Annotated in this window: 17 protein-coding genes; 12 read left to right on the top strand and 5 right to left on the bottom strand. The window is 71.5% G+C overall.

All coding sequences use genetic code 11. From position 1 onward, the window contains the following. The first annotated feature begins 25 nt into the window (after window positions 1-25). The 6 genes from ACIA5G_RS34620 (at window position 26) to ACIA5G_RS34595 (ending at window position 5,689) form a co-directional block, all read left to right on the top strand. Complete coding sequence (locus ACIA5G_RS34620) at window positions 26-958, top strand: DMT family transporter (protein WP_395930948.1); 933 nt, start codon at window positions 26-28, stop codon at window positions 956-958. A 10-nt stretch (window positions 959-968) separates the two neighbouring features. Then, entirely contained in the window at window positions 969-1,865 is an 897-nt protein-coding gene (locus ACIA5G_RS34615) for an NAD(P)H-binding protein (protein ID WP_395930946.1), read from the top strand. Then, a complete protein-coding gene (locus ACIA5G_RS34610; protein WP_395930944.1) occupies window positions 1,862-2,461 on the top strand; it encodes a lysostaphin resistance A-like protein in 600 nt (199 codons plus the stop codon). Before ACIA5G_RS34615 ends, ACIA5G_RS34610 begins: the two co-directional genes overlap by 4 nt. A gap of 22 nt (window positions 2,462-2,483) precedes the next feature. Then, window positions 2,484-3,152 carry an HAD family hydrolase gene (locus ACIA5G_RS34605; protein ID WP_395930942.1) on the top strand — a complete coding sequence of 223 codons (669 nt, stop codon included), beginning with the start codon at window positions 2,484-2,486 and terminating at the stop codon, window positions 3,150-3,152. Between the two features lie 123 nt (window positions 3,153-3,275). Then, a complete protein-coding gene (locus ACIA5G_RS34600; RefSeq protein WP_395930940.1) occupies window positions 3,276-5,057 on the top strand; it encodes a glycoside hydrolase family 76 protein in 1,782 nt (593 codons plus the stop codon). Window positions 5,058-5,083: 26 nt separating this feature from the next. Next, a complete protein-coding gene (locus ACIA5G_RS34595; RefSeq protein WP_395930938.1) occupies window positions 5,084-5,689 on the top strand; it encodes a SecDF P1 head subdomain-containing protein in 606 nt (201 codons plus the stop codon). 4 nt (window positions 5,690-5,693) lie between these two features. Here ACIA5G_RS34595 and ACIA5G_RS34590 read toward each other — a convergent pair whose 3' ends face one another. Further along, window positions 5,694-6,173 carry a MarR family winged helix-turn-helix transcriptional regulator gene (locus tag ACIA5G_RS34590; RefSeq protein ID WP_395930936.1) on the bottom strand — a complete coding sequence of 160 codons (480 nt, stop codon included), beginning with the start codon at window positions 6,171-6,173 and terminating at the stop codon, window positions 5,694-5,696. A gap of 82 nt (window positions 6,174-6,255) precedes the next feature. On the opposite strand from ACIA5G_RS34590, the gene ACIA5G_RS34585 reads away from it, so the two are divergent. Then, window positions 6,256-6,897 carry an FMN-dependent NADH-azoreductase gene (locus ACIA5G_RS34585; protein ID WP_395930934.1) on the top strand — a complete coding sequence of 214 codons (642 nt, stop codon included), beginning with the start codon at window positions 6,256-6,258 and terminating at the stop codon, window positions 6,895-6,897. A gap of 70 nt (window positions 6,898-6,967) precedes the next feature. Here ACIA5G_RS34585 and ACIA5G_RS34580 read toward each other — a convergent pair whose 3' ends face one another. Next, window positions 6,968-7,687 (bottom strand): M24 family metallopeptidase, encoded by a 720-nt coding sequence (locus ACIA5G_RS34580; RefSeq protein ID WP_395930932.1) that lies wholly within the window; start codon window positions 7,685-7,687, stop codon window positions 6,968-6,970. A 98-nt stretch (window positions 7,688-7,785) separates the two neighbouring features. Between ACIA5G_RS34580 and ACIA5G_RS34575 the strand changes: the two genes are divergently transcribed. The 3 genes from ACIA5G_RS34575 (at window position 7,786) to ACIA5G_RS34565 (ending at window position 9,960) form a co-directional block, all read left to right on the top strand. After that, window positions 7,786-8,295, top strand: a complete 510-nt coding sequence (locus ACIA5G_RS34575; RefSeq protein ID WP_395930930.1) for an ATP-binding protein — start codon at window positions 7,786-7,788, stop codon at window positions 8,293-8,295. A gap of 4 nt (window positions 8,296-8,299) precedes the next feature. Next, on the top strand, window positions 8,300-9,268 hold the full coding sequence (locus ACIA5G_RS34570) for a GlxA family transcriptional regulator (protein WP_395930928.1): 969 nt from the start codon (window positions 8,300-8,302) through the stop codon (window positions 9,266-9,268). A gap of 65 nt (window positions 9,269-9,333) precedes the next feature. Further along, window positions 9,334-9,960, top strand: coding sequence for a response regulator (locus ACIA5G_RS34565; RefSeq protein ID WP_395930926.1), 627 nt, complete (start codon window positions 9,334-9,336; stop codon window positions 9,958-9,960). Here the strand turns inward: ACIA5G_RS34565 and ACIA5G_RS34560 are convergent. Beyond that, window positions 9,941-13,333 carry an indolepyruvate ferredoxin oxidoreductase family protein gene (locus ACIA5G_RS34560; RefSeq protein WP_395930924.1) on the bottom strand — a complete coding sequence of 1,131 codons (3,393 nt, stop codon included), beginning with the start codon at window positions 13,331-13,333 and terminating at the stop codon, window positions 9,941-9,943. The genes ACIA5G_RS34565 and ACIA5G_RS34560 overlap by 20 nt on opposite strands. A gap of 154 nt (window positions 13,334-13,487) precedes the next feature. Between ACIA5G_RS34560 and ACIA5G_RS34555 the strand changes: the two genes are divergently transcribed. Further along, on the top strand, window positions 13,488-13,934 hold the full coding sequence (locus ACIA5G_RS34555; protein WP_395930922.1) for an Lrp/AsnC family transcriptional regulator: 447 nt from the start codon (window positions 13,488-13,490) through the stop codon (window positions 13,932-13,934). 93 nt (window positions 13,935-14,027) lie between these two features. Beyond that, entirely contained in the window at window positions 14,028-15,257 is a 1,230-nt protein-coding gene (locus ACIA5G_RS34550) for a DUF222 domain-containing protein (protein WP_395930920.1), read from the top strand. Window positions 15,258-15,291: 34 nt separating this feature from the next. Here ACIA5G_RS34550 and ACIA5G_RS34545 read toward each other — a convergent pair whose 3' ends face one another. Beyond that, entirely contained in the window at window positions 15,292-16,098 is an 807-nt protein-coding gene (locus ACIA5G_RS34545; RefSeq protein ID WP_395930918.1) for a tyrosine-protein phosphatase, read from the bottom strand. Between the two features lie 40 nt (window positions 16,099-16,138). After that, complete coding sequence (locus ACIA5G_RS34540) at window positions 16,139-17,134, bottom strand: hypothetical protein (protein WP_395930916.1); 996 nt, start codon at window positions 17,132-17,134, stop codon at window positions 16,139-16,141. Between the last annotated feature and the right edge of the window lie 51 nt (window positions 17,135-17,185).

The raw sequence follows: 17,185 nt of genomic DNA, 5'->3' as shown, positions 1-17,185 counted from the left end.
AGTCGAAGTCCGCAGGCTGGAGGACGTGACCACGACCGCGCTTCGTCCCGACACCACGACCACCCCGTTCACCCAGCGCTTCGACCCGCGCCTGCTCGCCGCGCTCGGCGGCTTCTGCATCTCGCTGTCGTCGGTCTTCATCAAGGTCTCGCACACCAGCGGCGCCACCAGCGCGTTCTGGCGCTGTCTGCTGGCACTGCCGGTCCTGGTCGTGCTCGCCGCGCGGGAACGGCGGACGGCGGGCCCGGAATCGCGCCGGCGCACGCTCCTCCCGCTGCTCGCCGGGGTCGGGCTCGGCCTGGACTTCGTGCTGTGGGGCGAGGCGATCCCGCGGGTCGGCGCCGGCATCGCGACGGTGCTGCTCGCGGTGCAGGTGATCATCGTGCCGGTGCTGGCGTTCGTGTTCCTGTCGGAACGGCTGGCGAAGCGGTTCCTCGCCGCGGTACCCGTGCTGCTCGGCGGGGTCGTCCTGGCCGGCGGGTTCGCCGGCACCGGCGCGTTCGGCCCCGACCCGGTCACCGGCGCCGTCGCGGCGCTGCTCGCCGGCGCCGGGTACGCGGCCTACCTCTTCCTGATCCGGCTCAGCGGCGGCCGCGGGGCGCAGGCGCGGTCGCTGCTCCTGGCGACGCTCTCCGCCGGCGTGGTCGCGCTGGCGCTCGGCATCCCGTCCGGGACGCTCGACCTGGCGCCCGGATGGCCCACGTTCGGGTGGCTCGTGGCGCTCGCCCTGGTCGGCCAGCTGCTCGGCTGGCTGCTCATCTCCGCCGCGCTGCCGCGGATGTCGGCGACCGCCGGGGCGACGCTCATGCTGCTGCAACCGGTCGGCGCGGTGCTGCTGGGGATCGGCCTGCTCGGCGAGTCGCCCGGGGTGCTCCAGCTGGTGGGCTGCGCGGGTGTGGTCGCCGCGGTCTGCTTCGCCGGCACCGGACGTTCTGCGGCCGGGCGGAGCCCCGGCTAACGTCGCGGACATGAGAGTGCTGGTGGCCGGGGCTTCGGGGTTCGTCGGCAGCCGGTTGTGCCCGGCACTGGAAGACGCGGGGCACGAGGTGCTCGCGATGACCCGGCACCCCGCGAAGTACGAAGGCGCCGGGAAGGCCGTCCGCGGCGACGTCGCCGACGTCGGTTCCCTGCGTGACGCGCTCAAGGGCGCCGACGCCGCCTACTACCTCGTGCATTCGCTCGACAGCGCGGACTTCAAGCGCCGTGACTCCGACGCCGCGCGTGCCTTCGCCCGCGCGGCGGCCGACGCGGGCCTGCGCCGCATCGTCTACCTCGGCGGCCTCGGTGACGACGACGATTCGCTGTCGGCGCACCTGGCCAGCCGGCGCGAGGTCGAGCGGCTGCTGGGGGAGACCGGCGTGCCGGTGACCGTGCTGCGCGCCGGGATCGTGGTCGGCCACGGCGGCACGTCGTGGGAGCTGACCCGCCAGCTGGTCGAGCACCTGCCGGCGATGGTCACCCCGCGCTGGGTCGGCACCCGCACCCAGCCGATCGCGATCGCCGACGTCGTCCGCTACCTCGTCGGCGTGCTCGACCACCCGGAGGCCGAGGGCCGCGCGTTCGACATCGGCGGCCCCGAGGTGCTGGCCTACCGGGACATGCTGCAGCGCGTGGCGGCGATCGAGGGCCGGCCGCTGCTGATCGTGCCGGTGCCGCTGCTGTCGCCGAAGCTGTCCTCGTACTGGCTTTCCCTGGTGACCGACATCGACGTCACCACCGGGCGCGCGCTGATCGACTCGATGACCAACGAGGTGGTCGTCCGCGACGACGCGATCCGCCGGATCGTCGAGTTCGAGCCGATGGGTTACGACGAAGCCGTGCTGCAGGCCCTGGGTGAGCGGGCGAAGAACCGGCGGCCGGCGTGAAGGGGTTCCTCGCCACGGTCACCGCGGGCGGGTCCGGGCTGCTCGGCGCGTCGCTGGCCAGCCGCTCCGGTTCGCGCCGCTTCCACACGCTCACGGCGTCGGTCGCCGCGACCTGGTTCGCGGGCGCGACGGCGGCCGGCCCGGTGCGGCGGGGGCGTCCCGACGTCGTCCAGCCGGTGCTGGCGGGGGTCGCCGCGTTCGGCGTGTTCTACGCCGGCGCCCTGGTGTCCCGCCACATCCCGCTGCTGCGCCGCGCGATCGCCGGGGTGCTCGACCACGCGCACCACGGTTCGACGCCGTCGGTGGCGGTGACGACGCTGGTGACGGGTGCGGCCGAGGAAGTCTTCTTCCGCGGTGCGGTGTACGACGCTTTCGGCGCGCGCGGCTCGACGGCGGTGTACGTCCTGTCCACCACGGCGACCCGGAACCCCGCGCTGGTGCTGGCTTCGGCCGTCATGGGGACGCTCTTCGCGGTGCAGCGAAGCCGGTCCGGCGGGGTGCAGGCGCCGCTGCTGACGCACGTGGTCTGGTCGGCGCTGATGCTCGGATTCCTGCCCCGCCTCTTCCCGCCTGCGGAGAACCTGCCCGGCAGCTGAGCCGGCTGGTACGTTTTCCGTTGTGAGCGAAGCGGAATCCCGGTACGTCGTGTTCGACATGGACGGCACGCTGATCGACTCGATGCCGGCCCACGCGGCGGTCTTCGCCACCATCCTGAGCACCCGGTTCGGGCTGCCGGTCGAAGGTTCCCGCGCGCACTACCACGCGACGGCGGGGCAGCCGCTCGACGACCAGTTCCGGTCCGCGGCCGCTTCGGTGGCCGGCGGTCCCGTCGCGGACCTCGTCGAGGACTTCTGGAAGGGCGTCGAGTCCGAGCCCGTGGTGCCCTTCCCCGGCACCCGCGACCTGCTCGACGAACTGCGCGGGCGCGGGAAGAAGCTGTTCGTCTCCAGCAGCTGCACGACCGGCGTCGTCCGGGCCAAGATGGCGAGCGCGGGCCTGACCGGCCGGTTCGAGCTGCTCCTCGGCGCCGAATACGGGCACCCGCGCCGGACCAAGGGTGAGGACCACTTCACCGAGATAGCCGGGCACCTGCGCGTCCCGCGGGACGAGTTCAACCGGTCCGGCGTGATGGTCGGCGACGCCCCGCATGACGTCAAGGTCGCGCTCGAAGGCGGCCTGACGGCGGTCGGCCTCGGGCACACGGAACCGCAGCGAGCGCAGCTGAGCGCCGCGGGCGCGGACTTCGTCATCGACAAAATCGGGAAGCTCGGCGCCCTGCTCGGTTAGCACCCCGGGTGACCGGTCTGGGAAACCCTTGTCCGGAACGAGCCAGAACCGGGCGGAAACCTTCTGGATCGCGCCCTGGTTCCTTACCCTGGAGCCAACCCCGGTGCGTGGAGAGGGATGTCGATGCGGACATTGCTCGTGGTGCTGCTCGTGCTCGGTTCCCTGGCTCCGATCCCCGCCGCGGCGGCGACGGCGGTGTGTGTCACGTCGTGTGACACCCTCGATCCGTCGAAGGCCGCGCGGGAGAGCTTTCCGTTGCCGGACAAGGTGATCAACGGCCGCGTGCTGCGGCTGCACGCGTCCGACCCCGACGGCATGGCCTGGGCGAGCATCGACAACGGCGCCGCCGGGGACGCCGTCTGGCTCGACCGGTCGTGGGACGGCGGCGCGAGCTGGGAAGGCCTGCTGGGCAAGGCGACCGTCCCCGGCTCGTGGACCGGCACCCGCACGCTCATGTACAACCTCACCGATCCGGCGCACCACCGCCGAGGCCTGGTCCGCGCCTGCGGGGACGCGCAGGGGGTCGGCTGCACCGCGTGGATCTACCCGGCGGTCTGCGACGCCGCGTGCGACGGCTCCGCGCCCGCCGCCGGTGACACCCAGCCGGTGGCGCCGGCCACGCTGTTCGGCCGCTCCATCCGGCTGCACTTCGACGGCCGCGGCCTCGCCTGGGCGGGCATCGAGGCGGGCGGAGCCGGGGACGAGGTCTGGCTCGACCGCTCCTGGGACGCCGGGGCGAGCTGGCCGGACGGCTCGTCGCTGGGCCGCACGAGCGTCGCCGCGGGCGCGACCGGCGTCGGCACCACGGCGTTCGCGACCCGGGATCCCCGCGGCCGGCTCTACGGCGGCGCGGTGCGCGCGTGCGGCCGCGAAGCCGCGCACGCACAGGGAAGCTGCACGGCCTGGGCACGCCCGGCCACCACCCGCGCGGCCGGGGCGCTCGACGCGCTGATGTGGTCCTACGACCCGTATACCGCGTGGTGGCCGTCGAGCTGGTGGAACTCGGCGGTCGCGGTGACGGCGGTGGCGGACGCGGGTGGTTTCGACACCGCGCTGGCGCGTTCCTTCGACGTCAACCGGGCCGCGTTCCCCGCCGGGGCGCGCAGTTCCGACCCGATCGACGGGCACTTCGTCAGCCGGGCGATCGACGACAGCGCGTGGTGGGGCCTGGCCTGGATCGCCGTCTACGACCGCACCCACGACACGCGCTACCTCACCGAAGCGACGACGATCGCGAACTACGTCAACGGGTTCTGGGACACGGGCACCTGTGGCGGCGGGGTCTGGTGGGACCGCGAGCGGACGTACAAGAACGCCGTTACGGCGGGGTTGTACCTGCGGCTGACGGCGTCCCTGCACACGCGGATCACCGGTGACACGTTGTGGGGCCGGCGAGCGAAGACCGCGGGGGACTGGTACCTGAACAGCGGCCTGGTCAACTCCGCCGGCCTGGTGAACGACGGCTTGACCTCGTCGTGCGCCAACAACGGCCAGACCGTCTGGACGTACAACCAGGGCCTCGGCATCGGCGGCCTGGTGGAGCTGTGGCGCGCCACCGGCGTCGTGTCCTATTTGGACGCGGCGCGGCGGCTGGCGGACGCGGCGATGACCCGGCTGACCGCGGGCGGCGTGCTCGTCGAGTCCTGCGACACCGGCTCGGGGTCCTGCGACGACAACCAGAAGCAGTTCAAGGGCATCTTCATGCGCTACTTCGGCGACCTGGCCACGGCGACGGGCTCGGCCACCTACCGCGCCTTCGCACAGCGGCAGGCGGACGCGCTGTGGGCGGGGGACCGGGACCCGCTGAACCGGATCGGCCAGCGCTGGACCGGGACCACCCCGAACGTGACGGACTGGCGGACGCAGGCGTCCGGGCTCGAAGCGGTGCTCGCGGCTTCCCAGTGACGGCTCCCGCACGCCAGAATGGGCCGGTGCGGATCATCCTCGCGGCCGTGGCCGTGCTCGTCACCGTCGCCGGGTGCCAGTCCGAGATCGTGGGGCAGGCCGCGCCCACCGGATTTGTCGTCAAGGACGGCACGCAGCTGCGGTTCCGGCCGGTGCTGACCGAGCTGCCGCCGGGGCCGCCGGCCGGCTCGGTGACCGAACGGCAGAGCACCGACCCGGCCGCGCAGCAGGCCGCCGCCCAGGCGCTGGACTGCGTGCAGGGGACGCCGGATCCGCTCGGCGGCCGCGACGACCCGGCGCTGCCGCTGGTCAGCTGTGACCGCGCGCAGGGCACGAAGTACATCCTCGGCCCGGGGTTCCTCAGCGGCGCGGACGTCAGCCGGGTCGACGCCACGGTCGACCCGCAGACCGGCAGCTCGATCGTGCAGCTCAGCTTCACCGCCGCCGGGGCGCGGAAGTGGGCCGAATGGACCGGGCAGAACATCGGCAAGCAGGTCGCGATGGTGCTGAAGAGCCGGGTGCTGACCGCGCCGACCGTGCAGTCCGCCATCACCGGCGGCGAAACCCAGATCACCGGGAAGTTCACGCTGCCGGAAGCCCGGCAGCTGGCGCGGGACATCGCCGGGGGCTGAAGCCTCAGCAGGGTGTGCTGGGCAGGGCTTCGGTGCAGGCTTCCGTCTCGGTCTTGTTCGTCACCTGGTGCAGCAGTTCGTAGAGCTGCTCGCGCTGGTCGTCGCTCAGCCCGCTGAACACCTCGTTTTCGACCGCCGCCAGGGCGAACTCGGCCCGGGCGAGCAGCTTCGCGCCGACGTCGGTGAGCTCGACGACGTGCCGGCGCCGGTCGACGGTCGAGCGGCGCCGTTCGATCAGGTTCTCGGCCTCGAGGTCGTTGAGCAGCCCGACGACGTTCGTGCTGTCCATCTCCAGGGTCTTCGCCAGGTCCTGCTGCGAGCTGCCGCCCTGGTCGCGCAGGACGGTGAGCGCGATCAGGTGGCGCGGCCGCAGCCCGAGCGGGGTCAGCACCGATTCGCTGCGCAGCTGCAGCCGGCGGGTGACCTGGCCGAGCAGCGCCCCGCAGCGGTGGGGCGGCTGGTTGACGACCGGCAGCGAGGTCATGCGCCCAGTATATGGGCAAGCTGATAACTGATGTGCTATTAATGGTTTGTCCTACACCAACGATCTATGGACGGCTAACGACATGGCTCATCTCCTGCACATCGACTCGAGCATCCAGGGCGAACGCTCGGTGAGCCGCCGGCTCAGCGCCCGCGCCGCGGCCGCCTGGCGCGCCGCGCACCCCGAGGGCACGGTCACCTACCGCGACCTCGGCGCGAACCCGCTGCCGCACCTCGACGCCGCGGGCGGGGCGGCCCGCGCGGTGCCGCCCGAGCAGCACACGCCCGAGCAGGCCGCGTCGTGGGCGCGGACCCTGGAGGTCGTCAACGAGGTGAAAGCCGCCGACACGGTGCTGCTGGGCCTGCCGGTGTACAACTACGGCGCCCCGAGCAGCGTGAAGTCGTGGGTGGACCACCTGATCGCCCCCGGGCACTCGGTCGACCACGAGACGATGGCGGGCCTGCTCGGCGGCCGCGAGTTCATCGTGCTGGCCAGCCGCGGCGGCGGGTACGGCGAAGGCACGCCGCGCGAGGGCTGGGACCACGCCGAGCAGTGGCTGCCCCACGGCGTCTCGCTGACCGGCCTGGAGCCGCGCTTCGTCACGGCGGAGCTGACGCTGGCCCACGTCAACCCGGCGATGGCCGAGCTGATCCCGCTGGCCGACGCGAGCCTGGCGACGGCGGAGCGCGTCATCGACGAGCTGTGGGTCCCGGCGCGGGTCTGACCCGGCCCGAACGCCCCAATGTGGCGTTGGGTGCGTCCAACGCACCGAACGCCACGTCGGGGCGCTTGCGTCAGGACTCGGCGGCGCTCGGGCCGATCGTCAGCAGCTGCTCGAAGAAGCCGCCGATCTCCAGCTCCCGGTCCACGAGGTGGACCTCCAGGATCCAGTGCGACGTCTGCCCGTTGCGGTCCGGCCGCCGCATCGGGCCGTCGCTGCCCGGGGTGATGTAGGAGTCGATGCGGGTGCCGTCGATGGTCTCGTGCGGGAACTGGCCGACCAGGTGGCCCGCGATCGTGCCGCCGAACTCCCAGCCCGCCTCCCGGGCCAGCTCGACCATGTGCGCGTACAGCTCCGCGCCCGTGATGTCCGGCCGGGCGGCGAAGTACGCGCGCCCCGCGTCGAAGACCGGCGCCAGCGCGGCGCGCAGCCGGTGCTTGACCGGGTCGTCGCCGAGCACGAACGTCCGGCCGAAGTCCGCTTCCCAGTCCTCGAAGATCGGGCCGAAGTCGGCGAACACGATGTCGTCCTCGGTGAGCACGCGGTCCGGTGGGTTCTCCCGGTAGGGCCGCAGCGTGTTGACACCCGCGCGGACGATCCGCTTGTGCCAGTAGCGGCGGATGCCGAGCAGGTCACCGGCCAGGTCGCGGATCGCGTCGCTCGCCTCGGTCTCCCGGACGCCGGGTGCGAGGATGCCGCGTTCGGCGACCGCGTCGAACAGTTCGACCGCCTTCGCCTGCGCGTCCAGCAACCGTTCGGCGCGCAGTTCTTCACTCTCGACCAGCTCACCCATGGCCCCGACGGTAGCAACGCGGGCACAGCCGGTACCGTGCCGCCGGAGGCCGGGTGATTCAGGACCCGGACAGTCGACCTGGGCGAGGAAGGTCAGGTTTGAGCGCGCACACCTCCCAGATGGACGATATCCGGCTGGTCGCGCAGCCCAGCGCGCTGCCGGTCACGGAACTGTTCGTCCGTCTCATTCTCAGCGACTGGTCCCTGCTGCCGATGCTGGAGCAGGTGACCGCGACCGCGAAACGGCTGGTCGAGACCGTGATCGAGGCCGGTGACCCGAAGTCGCCCGCCTTCGTCACGCTGCGGCTGCGGCTACGGGCCGAAGTGCTGTCCGTCGAGGTCGACGACGACGTCCCCGGGCTGCCGGAGCCGAAGGTCGCCGGGCCCGGCGAGCGCGTGGGGGTCACCCCCGGCGCCGGCGGGGCCCGCACGACCTGGTGCGAGCTCGAGCTGCCCGGCGGGATGAACGCCCGGCAGGTGCGCCTGCCGCGGCGCCAGGACCGCCGGAGCCTCGTCGACGAGCCGGTCTCGGGCGATCCGGTGGCCGCGGACCCGCAGGTGCTGGAGCGCCTGCTGTCGCGGCTGAGCGGCTGGTCCGCCGACGGTTGACGGCGTGGTGAAGTCCCGGCCCGTTCTCATGGTGCTCTACGACGGCGTCCGGCTGCTCGACGTCTCCGGGCCCCTGGAGGTCTTCGCGGAGGCCAACGAGCACGGCGGGCGGTACGAGCTGCGGACGGCATCCCCCGGCGGCGCGGACGTCCGCGCCAACACCGGGACGCGGCTGGGCGCGGACCTGGACCTCGCGGCGGCCGACCCGCGCGGGGCGACCGTGCTGGTGCCCGGCGGGCCGGAGTGGGTCCGCACCATCGCCGACGCCAGGCTCGTCGCGCAGATCCGCCGGCTCGCCGACGGCGCGAGCCGCACGGCGTCGGTGTGCGCGGGCGCGTTCGCGCTGGCCGCCGCCGGCGTCCTCGACGGCCGGCGCGCCACCACGCACTGGGACCTCACCGACCAGCTCGCCCGCCGCTTCCCGCTCGTCCGGGTCGACGGCGACGCGATCTTCGTCCAGGACGGCCCGGTCATCACCTCGGCCGGCGTCACCTCCGGCATCGACCTGGCGCTCGCGCTGGTCGAGGCGGACCTCGGCGCCGAAACCGCCCGGCTGGTGGCCAAGCACCTGGTCGTCTTCCTGCAACGGCCGGGCGGCCAGTCGCAGTTCAGCGTCCGGCTGGAGACGGGCCGCCCGCGCACCGAGGTGCTGCGCGCGGTGCTCGACGCGGTCGCCGCCGACCCGTCGGCCGCGCACACCCTCGGCACGATGGCGGACCGCGCCGGGGTCAGCACGCGGCACCTGACCCGCCTGTTCGCTGACGAGCTCGGCCGCACCCCGGCGCGGTTCGTCGAGCAGGTCCGGCTGGAGTTCGCCCAGCAGCAGCTGGAAAGCACCACCGACTCGCTGGACGTCGTGGCGCGGCGGTCCGGGTTCGGGTCCGTCGAGACGTTGCGACGCGCCTTCGCCCGCGGCCTCGGCGTGACGCCGAGTGACTTCCGGGCCCGGTTCCGGACCACCGGCATCGGCTGAACCGGTCCCGCCCGCGCATCCGTACACCAGGCAGGGGAAGGCGTGGACACGAGGAGGCAGCCGCCGTGCGGATCGTCATCGCGGAGGACGACGCCCTCTTGCGGGAGGGACTGGTGCTGCTCCTGCGCAGCGAGGGGTTCGACGTGGTCGCCGCCGTCGACCACCCCGGTGACCTGGTGGCGTCGGTCGAGACGGCGGCGCCGGACCTGGCGGTGGTCGACGTCCGGCTGCCGCCGACGTTCACCGACGAAGGGCTGCGCGCCGCCCTCGAAGCGCGGCGCCGCGTGCCGGGGCTGGCGATCCTCGCCCTGTCCGCCTTCGTCGAAGACGGCTACGCGGGCGACCTGCTCGCCGCCGAAGGAGGCGGCGCCGGCTACCTGCTCAAGGAGCGGGTCGGCCGGCCCGGCGAGTTCCTCGACGCCCTGCGGCGCGTGGCCGCCGGCGGCACGGTGCTGGACCGCGACGTGGTCGCCGTCCAGCTGGCCCGCCGCCGCCCCGGCGACCCCGTCACGTCGTTGACCGCCCGCGAACGCGAAGTCGTGGCGTTGCTGGCCGAAGGCCATTCGGTGCCGACGATCGGGCGGCTGCTCGGCATCGGCACCGCGGCGGCTCGGCAGCACGCCGGGGACGTCAGCGCGAAGCTGCGCGTCCCCGACGAGGCCCAGGCGATGCTCAGCTATTTACGAGCGTGAGCAGCTCGGCTTGCTTCTCCCGGTACTTGGCGACGTTGGCGAGCTTGACGTCCTCGTAGCCGCGGACCAGGTCCGGCAGTTCGGCCAGCGCCAGCACCCGCGCCCGGTCGACGTCGTCGGCCCGGAAGGCCTGGAGCACCGTCCCGCGGTAGTCGTCGACCAGCTCGCGCTCCACCCGCCGCACCTCCGCGTGGCCGAACGGGTCGAACGGCGTCCCGCGCAGCCGGCGCAGCGCGTGCAGCAGCCGGAACGCCGGCCGGAACCACGGACCGAGGCTGATCTTGCGCTTCATCCCGAGCGCGCGCAGCACCGGCGGGTGCAGCCGGTACGCATAACGCGTGCCCGACCCGAACTCCTCGGAAAGCCCGGTGAGGAACGCCGGGTCGAGCGACAGCCGGGCGACCTCGTACTCGTCCTTGTAGGCCATCAGCTTGTACAGGTGCTTCGCGACCGCTTCGGTGACCTCCGTCGGCCCGTCCTCCAGCACCCGCACCTGCTCGACGTACTCGGCGTACGCGCGGGCGTAGGCCTCGTCCTGGTAGGCGACCAGGTCCGGGATCCGGATGTCGAGCAGCCGCGCCAGCTCGGAGCCGGGCTCGGCGTGCACCAGCGCGCGCACCGCGGGCTGCGCGACGGAGGCCGCGGGAGCCGGCGACGTCGTGAGCGCGTCCGGGTCGGCCACCAGCTGGCGGCCCCGCCGGAACGCCTGGATGTTCGCGGCCACCGCGGTGCCGTTCAGCTCGATCGCGCGCTCGATGACCGAAGCCGGCAGCGGGATCACGCCGGTCTGGTAGGCGGCGCCGAGCTGCAGCACGTTGGCGAACTGGTCGTCGTCGAAGAGTGTCTCGGCCAGGCCGCGCGCGTCCAGCGAAACCGTGCGCGCCGCCGCGGCTTCCAGCGGGGCGAGCACACTGCCGGGGTCCGGGAAGGACACCGACGTGTCGACGACCATCCGGCCGGTCGGGACCTCCGTGGTGGAGACGACGGCGGTCGTGCGGGCCGGGTCGGCCACCCCGAGGTTCGTCGCGTCGGCGCCGACGAGCGCGTCACAAGCCAGGTAGAGGTCACATTCGGCGGCGGCCAGCTTCGGGGCCTGCTCGACCGGCTCGGCCGTCACCTTCAGGTCGGACACCACCGCGCCGCCCTTCTGCGCGAGCCCGGTCTGGTCCAGCGTGCGGACGTGCCGGCCGTCGAGCACCGCGGCGGTGGCGAGGATCTGCGTCACCGTGACCACCCCGGTGCCGCCGATCCCGGTGATCCGGACCGTGAAGTCCTTCTGGTTCGTTTCCGGAGCGGGCACCGCGTCCGCGGCCAGCTCGCCGAGCTTCCGGCGCTGCTTCTTCCCGGTCGGCACCACCGTCACGAACGACGGGCAATCCCCGGCCAGGCAGGAGTAGTCGACGTTGCACGACGACTGGTGGATCGTGGTCTTGCGGCCGAACTCGGTCGGCTTCGGCTGCACCGACAGGCAGTTGGACTTCGTGCCGCAGTCACCGCAGCCCTCGCAGACGCGCTCGTTGATCACGACGCGCGTCGCGGGCGTTTCCTGCTTGCCACGGCGGCGCTTCCGGCGCTTCTCGGCCGCGCACTCCTGCTCGTGGATCAGCACGGTGACGCCCTTGATGGCGGCCAGTTCTTCCTGCGTGGTCAGGAGCTCGGTGCGGTCGCGGACCTCGACTCCGTTCGGCAGCTTCCGCCGCCGCAGCCGGCCGGGCGCGTCGCTGGTGATCACGACCCGCTTCGCGCCCTCGACGAGCAGCAGCTCGGCAACCTTCTCGACGGGCAGGCCGCCGACCGCGTCCTGGCCGCCGGTCATCGCCACGGCGGAGTTGTAGAGCAGCTTGTAGGTGATGTTCACGCCGGCGGCGACCGCCGCGCGCACCGCGAGGCTGCCGGAGTGGGTGAACGTGCCGTCACCGATGTTCTGGACGAAGTGCCCGGCCTCGACGAACGGCGCCATGCCGATCCACTGGGTGCCCTCGCCGCCCATCTGCGTCACCCCGAGGACCGTGCCGACCTGGTCGGGCTCCATGAACAGCGCCATCGTGTGGCAGCCGATGCCGCCGCCGACCAGCGTGCCTTCCGGGACCTTCGTCGAGGAGTTGTGCGGGCAGCCGGAGCAGAAGTACGGCGTCCGCGCGAGCAGCGGCACCGAGATGCGCTCACGACGGCGGCGCGCCTGGTAGGCGTCGACCGACGTGATGCCTTCGGGCAGCCGCCGGGCCAGCCCGGCCGCGACGCCGTCCGGGTCCAGCTCGCCGAGCTCGGTGAACAGCGTCCGGCCGTCGAGGTCCTTCTTGCCGGTGATGGCGGGCGCGCCGGGGACGCCGTAGAGGACCTCCTTGAGCGCCGTCTCGATGAACGCCCGCTTCTCTTCGACAACGACGATCTCGCCGAGGCCGTCGGCGAACTCACGGACGATCGACGGCTCGAGCGGGTGGATCGCGCCGAGCTTGAGCACGCGGATGCCGTACCGCGACAGGGCTTCCGCGTCCAGGCCGAGGGTGCGCAATGCCTGCCGGAGGTCCAAATAGGACTTTCCGGCGGAGACGATGCCGATCCGGTCGGCCGGTCCGCGCGTGGTGATCCGGTTGACCCCGATCGCGCGCAGGTACTCCAGGGCCAGTGGCAGCCGGACGGTGAAGAGGCTGCGTTCCAGGTCGGCGAGGCTGGTGCCGAGCAGCCGCGACGTCGGCGTGTGCCGGTACGCCCGCTCGATCTCCGGCGCCGTCCACTCCGGGCTCACGACGGCGGTGCCCGACGCGTCGGCGACGTTGGCGACCACCTTCAGCGACGTCCACAAGCCACTGGCCCGCGACAGCTCGACGGCGTGCATCCCGAGGTCGAGGACGTCCTGGGAGTCGACCGGGTAGAAGATCGGGATCGCCAGGTCGGCGAGGGCGAGCTCGGACGCGCAGGGGACCGTCGAGGACTTCGCGTTCGGGTCGTCGCCGACAAACGCGACCGCGCCGCCACGGGGGTCGGTGCCGGCCAGGTTGGCGTGGCGGAGGGCGTCGCTGGCCCGGTCGAGGCCGGGGGCCTTGCCGTACCAGAAGCCGGTGACGCCCCGCTGCCCGCCGGCGCCCGCAACGAGCTGGCTGCCCATGACCGACGTCGCGGCGAGCTCCTCGTTGAGGCCGGGCCGGTGCACGACGTCGTGCTTCTCGAGCAGCTTCGCGCGGCGGCCCAGTTCGAGGTCGTAGCCGGCCAGCGGCGAGCCCTCGTACCCCGAGACGAAGACGGCGGGGTCACCACCGCGGGCCCGGTCGTGGCGGACGCGGTCGAACAGCAGCCGGACCAGGGCCTGCACCCCGGTCAGGTGCACGGTTCCCGCCTCCCGCAGGTAGCGGTCCTCCAGCGTGAACGTCTCCACGGCGCTTCCCTTCGCCTCGGTGTGCTTCCGGGCACAGTGCGATGCGGGCCACAGCCACGCAACAGGTCTGAGCGGTTCACCCTCTCAGACGCAAACTTCGGGGTGATTTCGGCTCCGGTGGCCCCGATCTTTGCGCGAAGTTACGCTCCGGCGCATGACCGAAGAGCCACTCGACGCGACCGACCACGAGATCCTCGGCCTGCTGCGCGAGGACGCCCGCCGCACGCTGTCCGACATCGCCGGCCGCGTCACATTGTCCACGGCCGCGGTCAAGCGCCGCATCGACCGGCTGCGGGAGACCGGGGTGATCACGGGGTTCACCGTCCAGGTGGATCACGCGAAGCTGGGCTGGGGCATCGAGGCGTTCACGGAGCTGCGGTTCGTCGGGAACACGAAGGTGGCCGAGATCCTGCGGACGACTACGCGGATGCCTGAGGCTCAGGCTGTCTTTACGATCGCTGGTGATCCGGATGCGCTGGTGTGGTTGCGGGTGCGGGATATGGCGCACCTACAGAAGACCATCGATGAGATTCGTCGGCATCATCAGGTTACCGGGACAAAGACGTTGATCGCTTTGGAGTCCTGGTCGCGGGGGAGTTGAGGGTTTTCGAGATGCGGCTTCGCCGTTGCTGTGGTCGACGTGATCATCCTTTCGTGTGATGAACATTCGTTCGATCATCGGTAATCTTGGTGTGTGGACAGCGAAACGGTGTGGCAAGCGGATGCGGTGGCTCTGGCCGACCGTCTCTCCGCGCTGCTGACCGTGGTGCGGTCTGCTGAGGCTGAGATTGGTTCCCTGCTGGTGGAGATCGAGTCTCGCGGGGTTATGGAGTTGTTCGGGTATCGGTCTGTGGCGCGGTTGTTCGAGCACCTGGCTGATGTTCCCAAGGCGGCAGCCGAACGTGTGGTGAAACGGGCGCGGGCGGTCAATCCCGGGCGTGCTCTCGATGGCAGTCCGGTGCCTGCTGTTGCTCCGGCCACCGGGGTCGCTGCGTTGGATGGCCGGTTGAGCAGCCCGATGATCGACACCATCGTCGAGGTGCTGGCGCAGGTTCCGCCCGAACACCGTGATGACGCCGAGCGGGATCTGCTGTCCTTCGCCGCCGAGGCCGGGCACAAGCAGGTCGCCGCCTTGGGGGCGCGGATCGTGGCGCATCTCGATCCCGATGGTGCTGAGCCGGTTGAGACCGAACCGTCTGTGCTCACCCGGGAGCTTTCGTTGCGGCGGAAGAGATCCGGGGTGTGGGAGCTCAACGGTCGCTTCGACGATGAGACCGGCGCTCGCGCCAGCGCCCTGCTTGACGTGCTCGCCCAGCGCCGCACGGCTGACGACGGCGGCGACTTCCGTTCCCCGCAGGAACGCTACGGCGACGCGTTCTCTGACGCCATCGACCTCGCCTTGAATACTCCGGACCTGCCGACGCAGGCTGGTGAACGAGCCCACGTGATGATCGCAGTCTCGCTGAAGGACCTTCGGTCCGGCATTGGTCAGGCGACTCTCGGCGACACCGGCCGCATGTCGGCGGCTGAGGCTCGGATCCATGCCTGCGACTGCAAGCTCATCCCGGCGGTGTTAGGCGACAAGAGCGAACTGCTTGATCTCGGCCGCTCACGCCGCTCGGTCCCGACCAGCCTTCGCCGCGCCCTCTACCTACGCGACCGCGGCTGCGCCTTCCCCGGCTGTCATCGCCCACCGAGGCACTGTCAAGGTCACCACATCCGGCATTGGGCTGACGGTGGCCCGACAGATTTGGGCAATCTGGTGCTGATGTGCGCCCATCACCACCGACTCCTGCACCGCTCCGGCTGGGAAGTCCGCATCGCCGCTGACGGCCTACCGGAGTTCCTACCCCCGGTGTTCCTGGACAAGCGCCGAAAACCCCGGCGCAACAACCTTCATCAACCGTTGCCGTTCGCGGCGTGAACAACCGAACACGGGAAAGGTCCGCAGCCATTGGCTACGGGCCTACACCCACGTCGCGAACCGCGCGGCGGCCGAGGAGCCTGCTGCGAACGCTGTGGAGTTCGCTGCGGGTGACACCGACGCTGAGCAAGTACTGCTCGACATCGAAGCCGTCGAGGGTCGCCATGACGGCCTCCTCGGTGGTGGTGCCCCGGTCCGCGAGGACACCCTGGATGAACGGCTGTTGGTCGGCGGTTCCCATCGCGGCGTACAGGGCCTTGAGGGCTTCGGCGGACATGGCGTAGTCCGCGGCGATCGCCTGGGGCTCGACATCGGCCAGCGCCAGCAGCAGAAGCGTGATCAGCCCGGTTCGGTCTCGGCCGCCGCCGCAGTGGAACAGGACTCCGTCGGGGTCGGTGTGGGCGGTCGCCTTGATGACGGCGGCGCAACGCTCGGCCTTCCGCTGGAGGAAGACGGGATAGTAGAGCGGGGTGCCGTTGAGTCGCTCGCGGTTGATCTGCTGCCAGAACTCGATGTCGTTGATGTCGTCGAGCGGGACTTCGAGCCGGTTGACGCCAGTCGGTGTGGTGGGTCCTTCCGGGGTGGCAGCGAAATGTGCCGAGCCCGCCAGGGTTGTCAACGAGGTTTCGGCAGGCCGGATTTCGTCCGCGTTGCGGAGGTCGATGACGGTGCGGACGCCGGACTCGCGCGCTTGGGCCCACCCTGTCTCGGTGACAAAACGAAGGTCCGCTGCCCTGAAGAAGGCTCCGTAGTCGGTCGTGTTGCCGGACTTGGTGGGCAGTCCGCCGAGGTCCCTGGTGTTGAAGAAGCCTTCCCAGGTCACTGCTCTGCTCGTGCTCATCGTCCTCACCGGAGTTGTGGTCACCACATCCCCCGGAGCATTATCCGCGCACCAGCACCCCGGACGCGCGCTCCCGCTCGAAGAAGGTCTCCGGCCACTCGAGCCCGCCCGGCGGTGTGTCCAACGCGGTCGCTCGGCGACGGAGTTCGTTCAGAAACTCGGTGTCCAGGATCGCGCGCGCCGACAAGGGCTCCCGCAGCAGCAGATCAGCCGGACCCTCGTACAGGTACGCGTCCACGCCCGGATACCCACGCGTCCCCGGCGGGTAGTCGCGGTTCGTCGGGAAGTACTTCGTCTCGAGGCCGCTCAGCCAAGACCCCTTCAGCGGCACCAAAGCAGGCCACGCACCCAACCGCTGTTCGAGCCGCGTGTTGTCCGACGTGAACCCGCGGTGGTCCGCGACGACGTACGCCGCTCCCGGGTACTCCTGCTCCAGACGGCCGACCGCGCTTCCGGTGTCGTGGGTCAGGTGGCCCAGGCCGAACAGCATCAGTGCCTTGCGGTGCTTCTGCAGCACCTGCGTCTTCACCACCGACACGATCACCGGATCGCGGTCGTAGAACGGTTCCATGTCGGCCGGCGTATGAATCCGGCTCCAGTCGACCGGTGGGTCGCACGCCAGCACGCGGATCTTCCTCGCCGCCGGCAGTGTGGTGTTGACCTGCCGGACCAGGGCGAAGAGCTGTTCGTAGAACGTCGAGAACCCGCAGCTCGGCTGGGTCGTGTCGCGCCAGACGCGGCTGATGTCCGGGGCGTTGCCGCCCGCGAGGTAGGCGTCGAGCAGCGGCTGGAGGCGGGAGTTTCCGCACTCCACGGCGATGTCGTTCACGCGGCCCGGGAAGCGCGGGTCGCGGATCAGGTCGAACAGGAACGTTCCGACGTCCGGGCTCGACTTCGCGACGATCGAATGGGTGTCGAACTCCGTAAGCAGCGCGCCGACGGGATCGGACGGGGGCCGTGGCTGGCCCGCGTCGGCCGGGACGGCGACCAGGACCGCGGCCGCGAGCACGGTCAGGAGAACACGAAAGACACGCATGGCCAGCTCCCCAGAGAGACAGACTTATTGTCTTACGACTGTAGGACAACT

The sequence above is a fragment of the Amycolatopsis sp. NPDC051758 genome (genome assembly GCF_044453095.1).
Taxonomy (GTDB): Bacteria; Actinomycetota; Actinomycetes; order Mycobacteriales; family Pseudonocardiaceae; genus Amycolatopsis.
The sequence above is the reverse complement of the archived record's forward strand: the minus strand, read 5'-3'. Positions and strand labels throughout refer to the sequence as shown.

Coding starts and splice junctions, on each gene's coding strand:
- ACIA5G_RS34545 (WP_395930918.1), bottom strand. CDS start 16,098: ATGAGCACGAGCAGAGCAGTGACCTGGGAAGGCTTCTTCAACACCAGG.
- ACIA5G_RS34615 (WP_395930946.1), top strand. CDS start 969: ATGAGAGTGCTGGTGGCCGGGGCTTCGGGGTTCGTCGGCAGCCGGTTG.
- ACIA5G_RS34590 (WP_395930936.1), bottom strand. CDS start 6,173: ATGACCTCGCTGCCGGTCGTCAACCAGCCGCCCCACCGCTGCGGGGCG.
- ACIA5G_RS34555 (WP_395930922.1), top strand. CDS start 13,488: ATGACCGAAGAGCCACTCGACGCGACCGACCACGAGATCCTCGGCCTG.
- ACIA5G_RS34600 (WP_395930940.1), top strand. CDS start 3,276: ATGCGGACATTGCTCGTGGTGCTGCTCGTGCTCGGTTCCCTGGCTCCG.
- ACIA5G_RS34580 (WP_395930932.1), bottom strand. CDS start 7,687: ATGGGTGAGCTGGTCGAGAGTGAAGAACTGCGCGCCGAACGGTTGCTG.
- ACIA5G_RS34585 (WP_395930934.1), top strand. CDS start 6,256: ATGGCTCATCTCCTGCACATCGACTCGAGCATCCAGGGCGAACGCTCG.
- ACIA5G_RS34540 (WP_395930916.1), bottom strand. CDS start 17,134: ATGCGTGTCTTTCGTGTTCTCCTGACCGTGCTCGCGGCCGCGGTCCTG.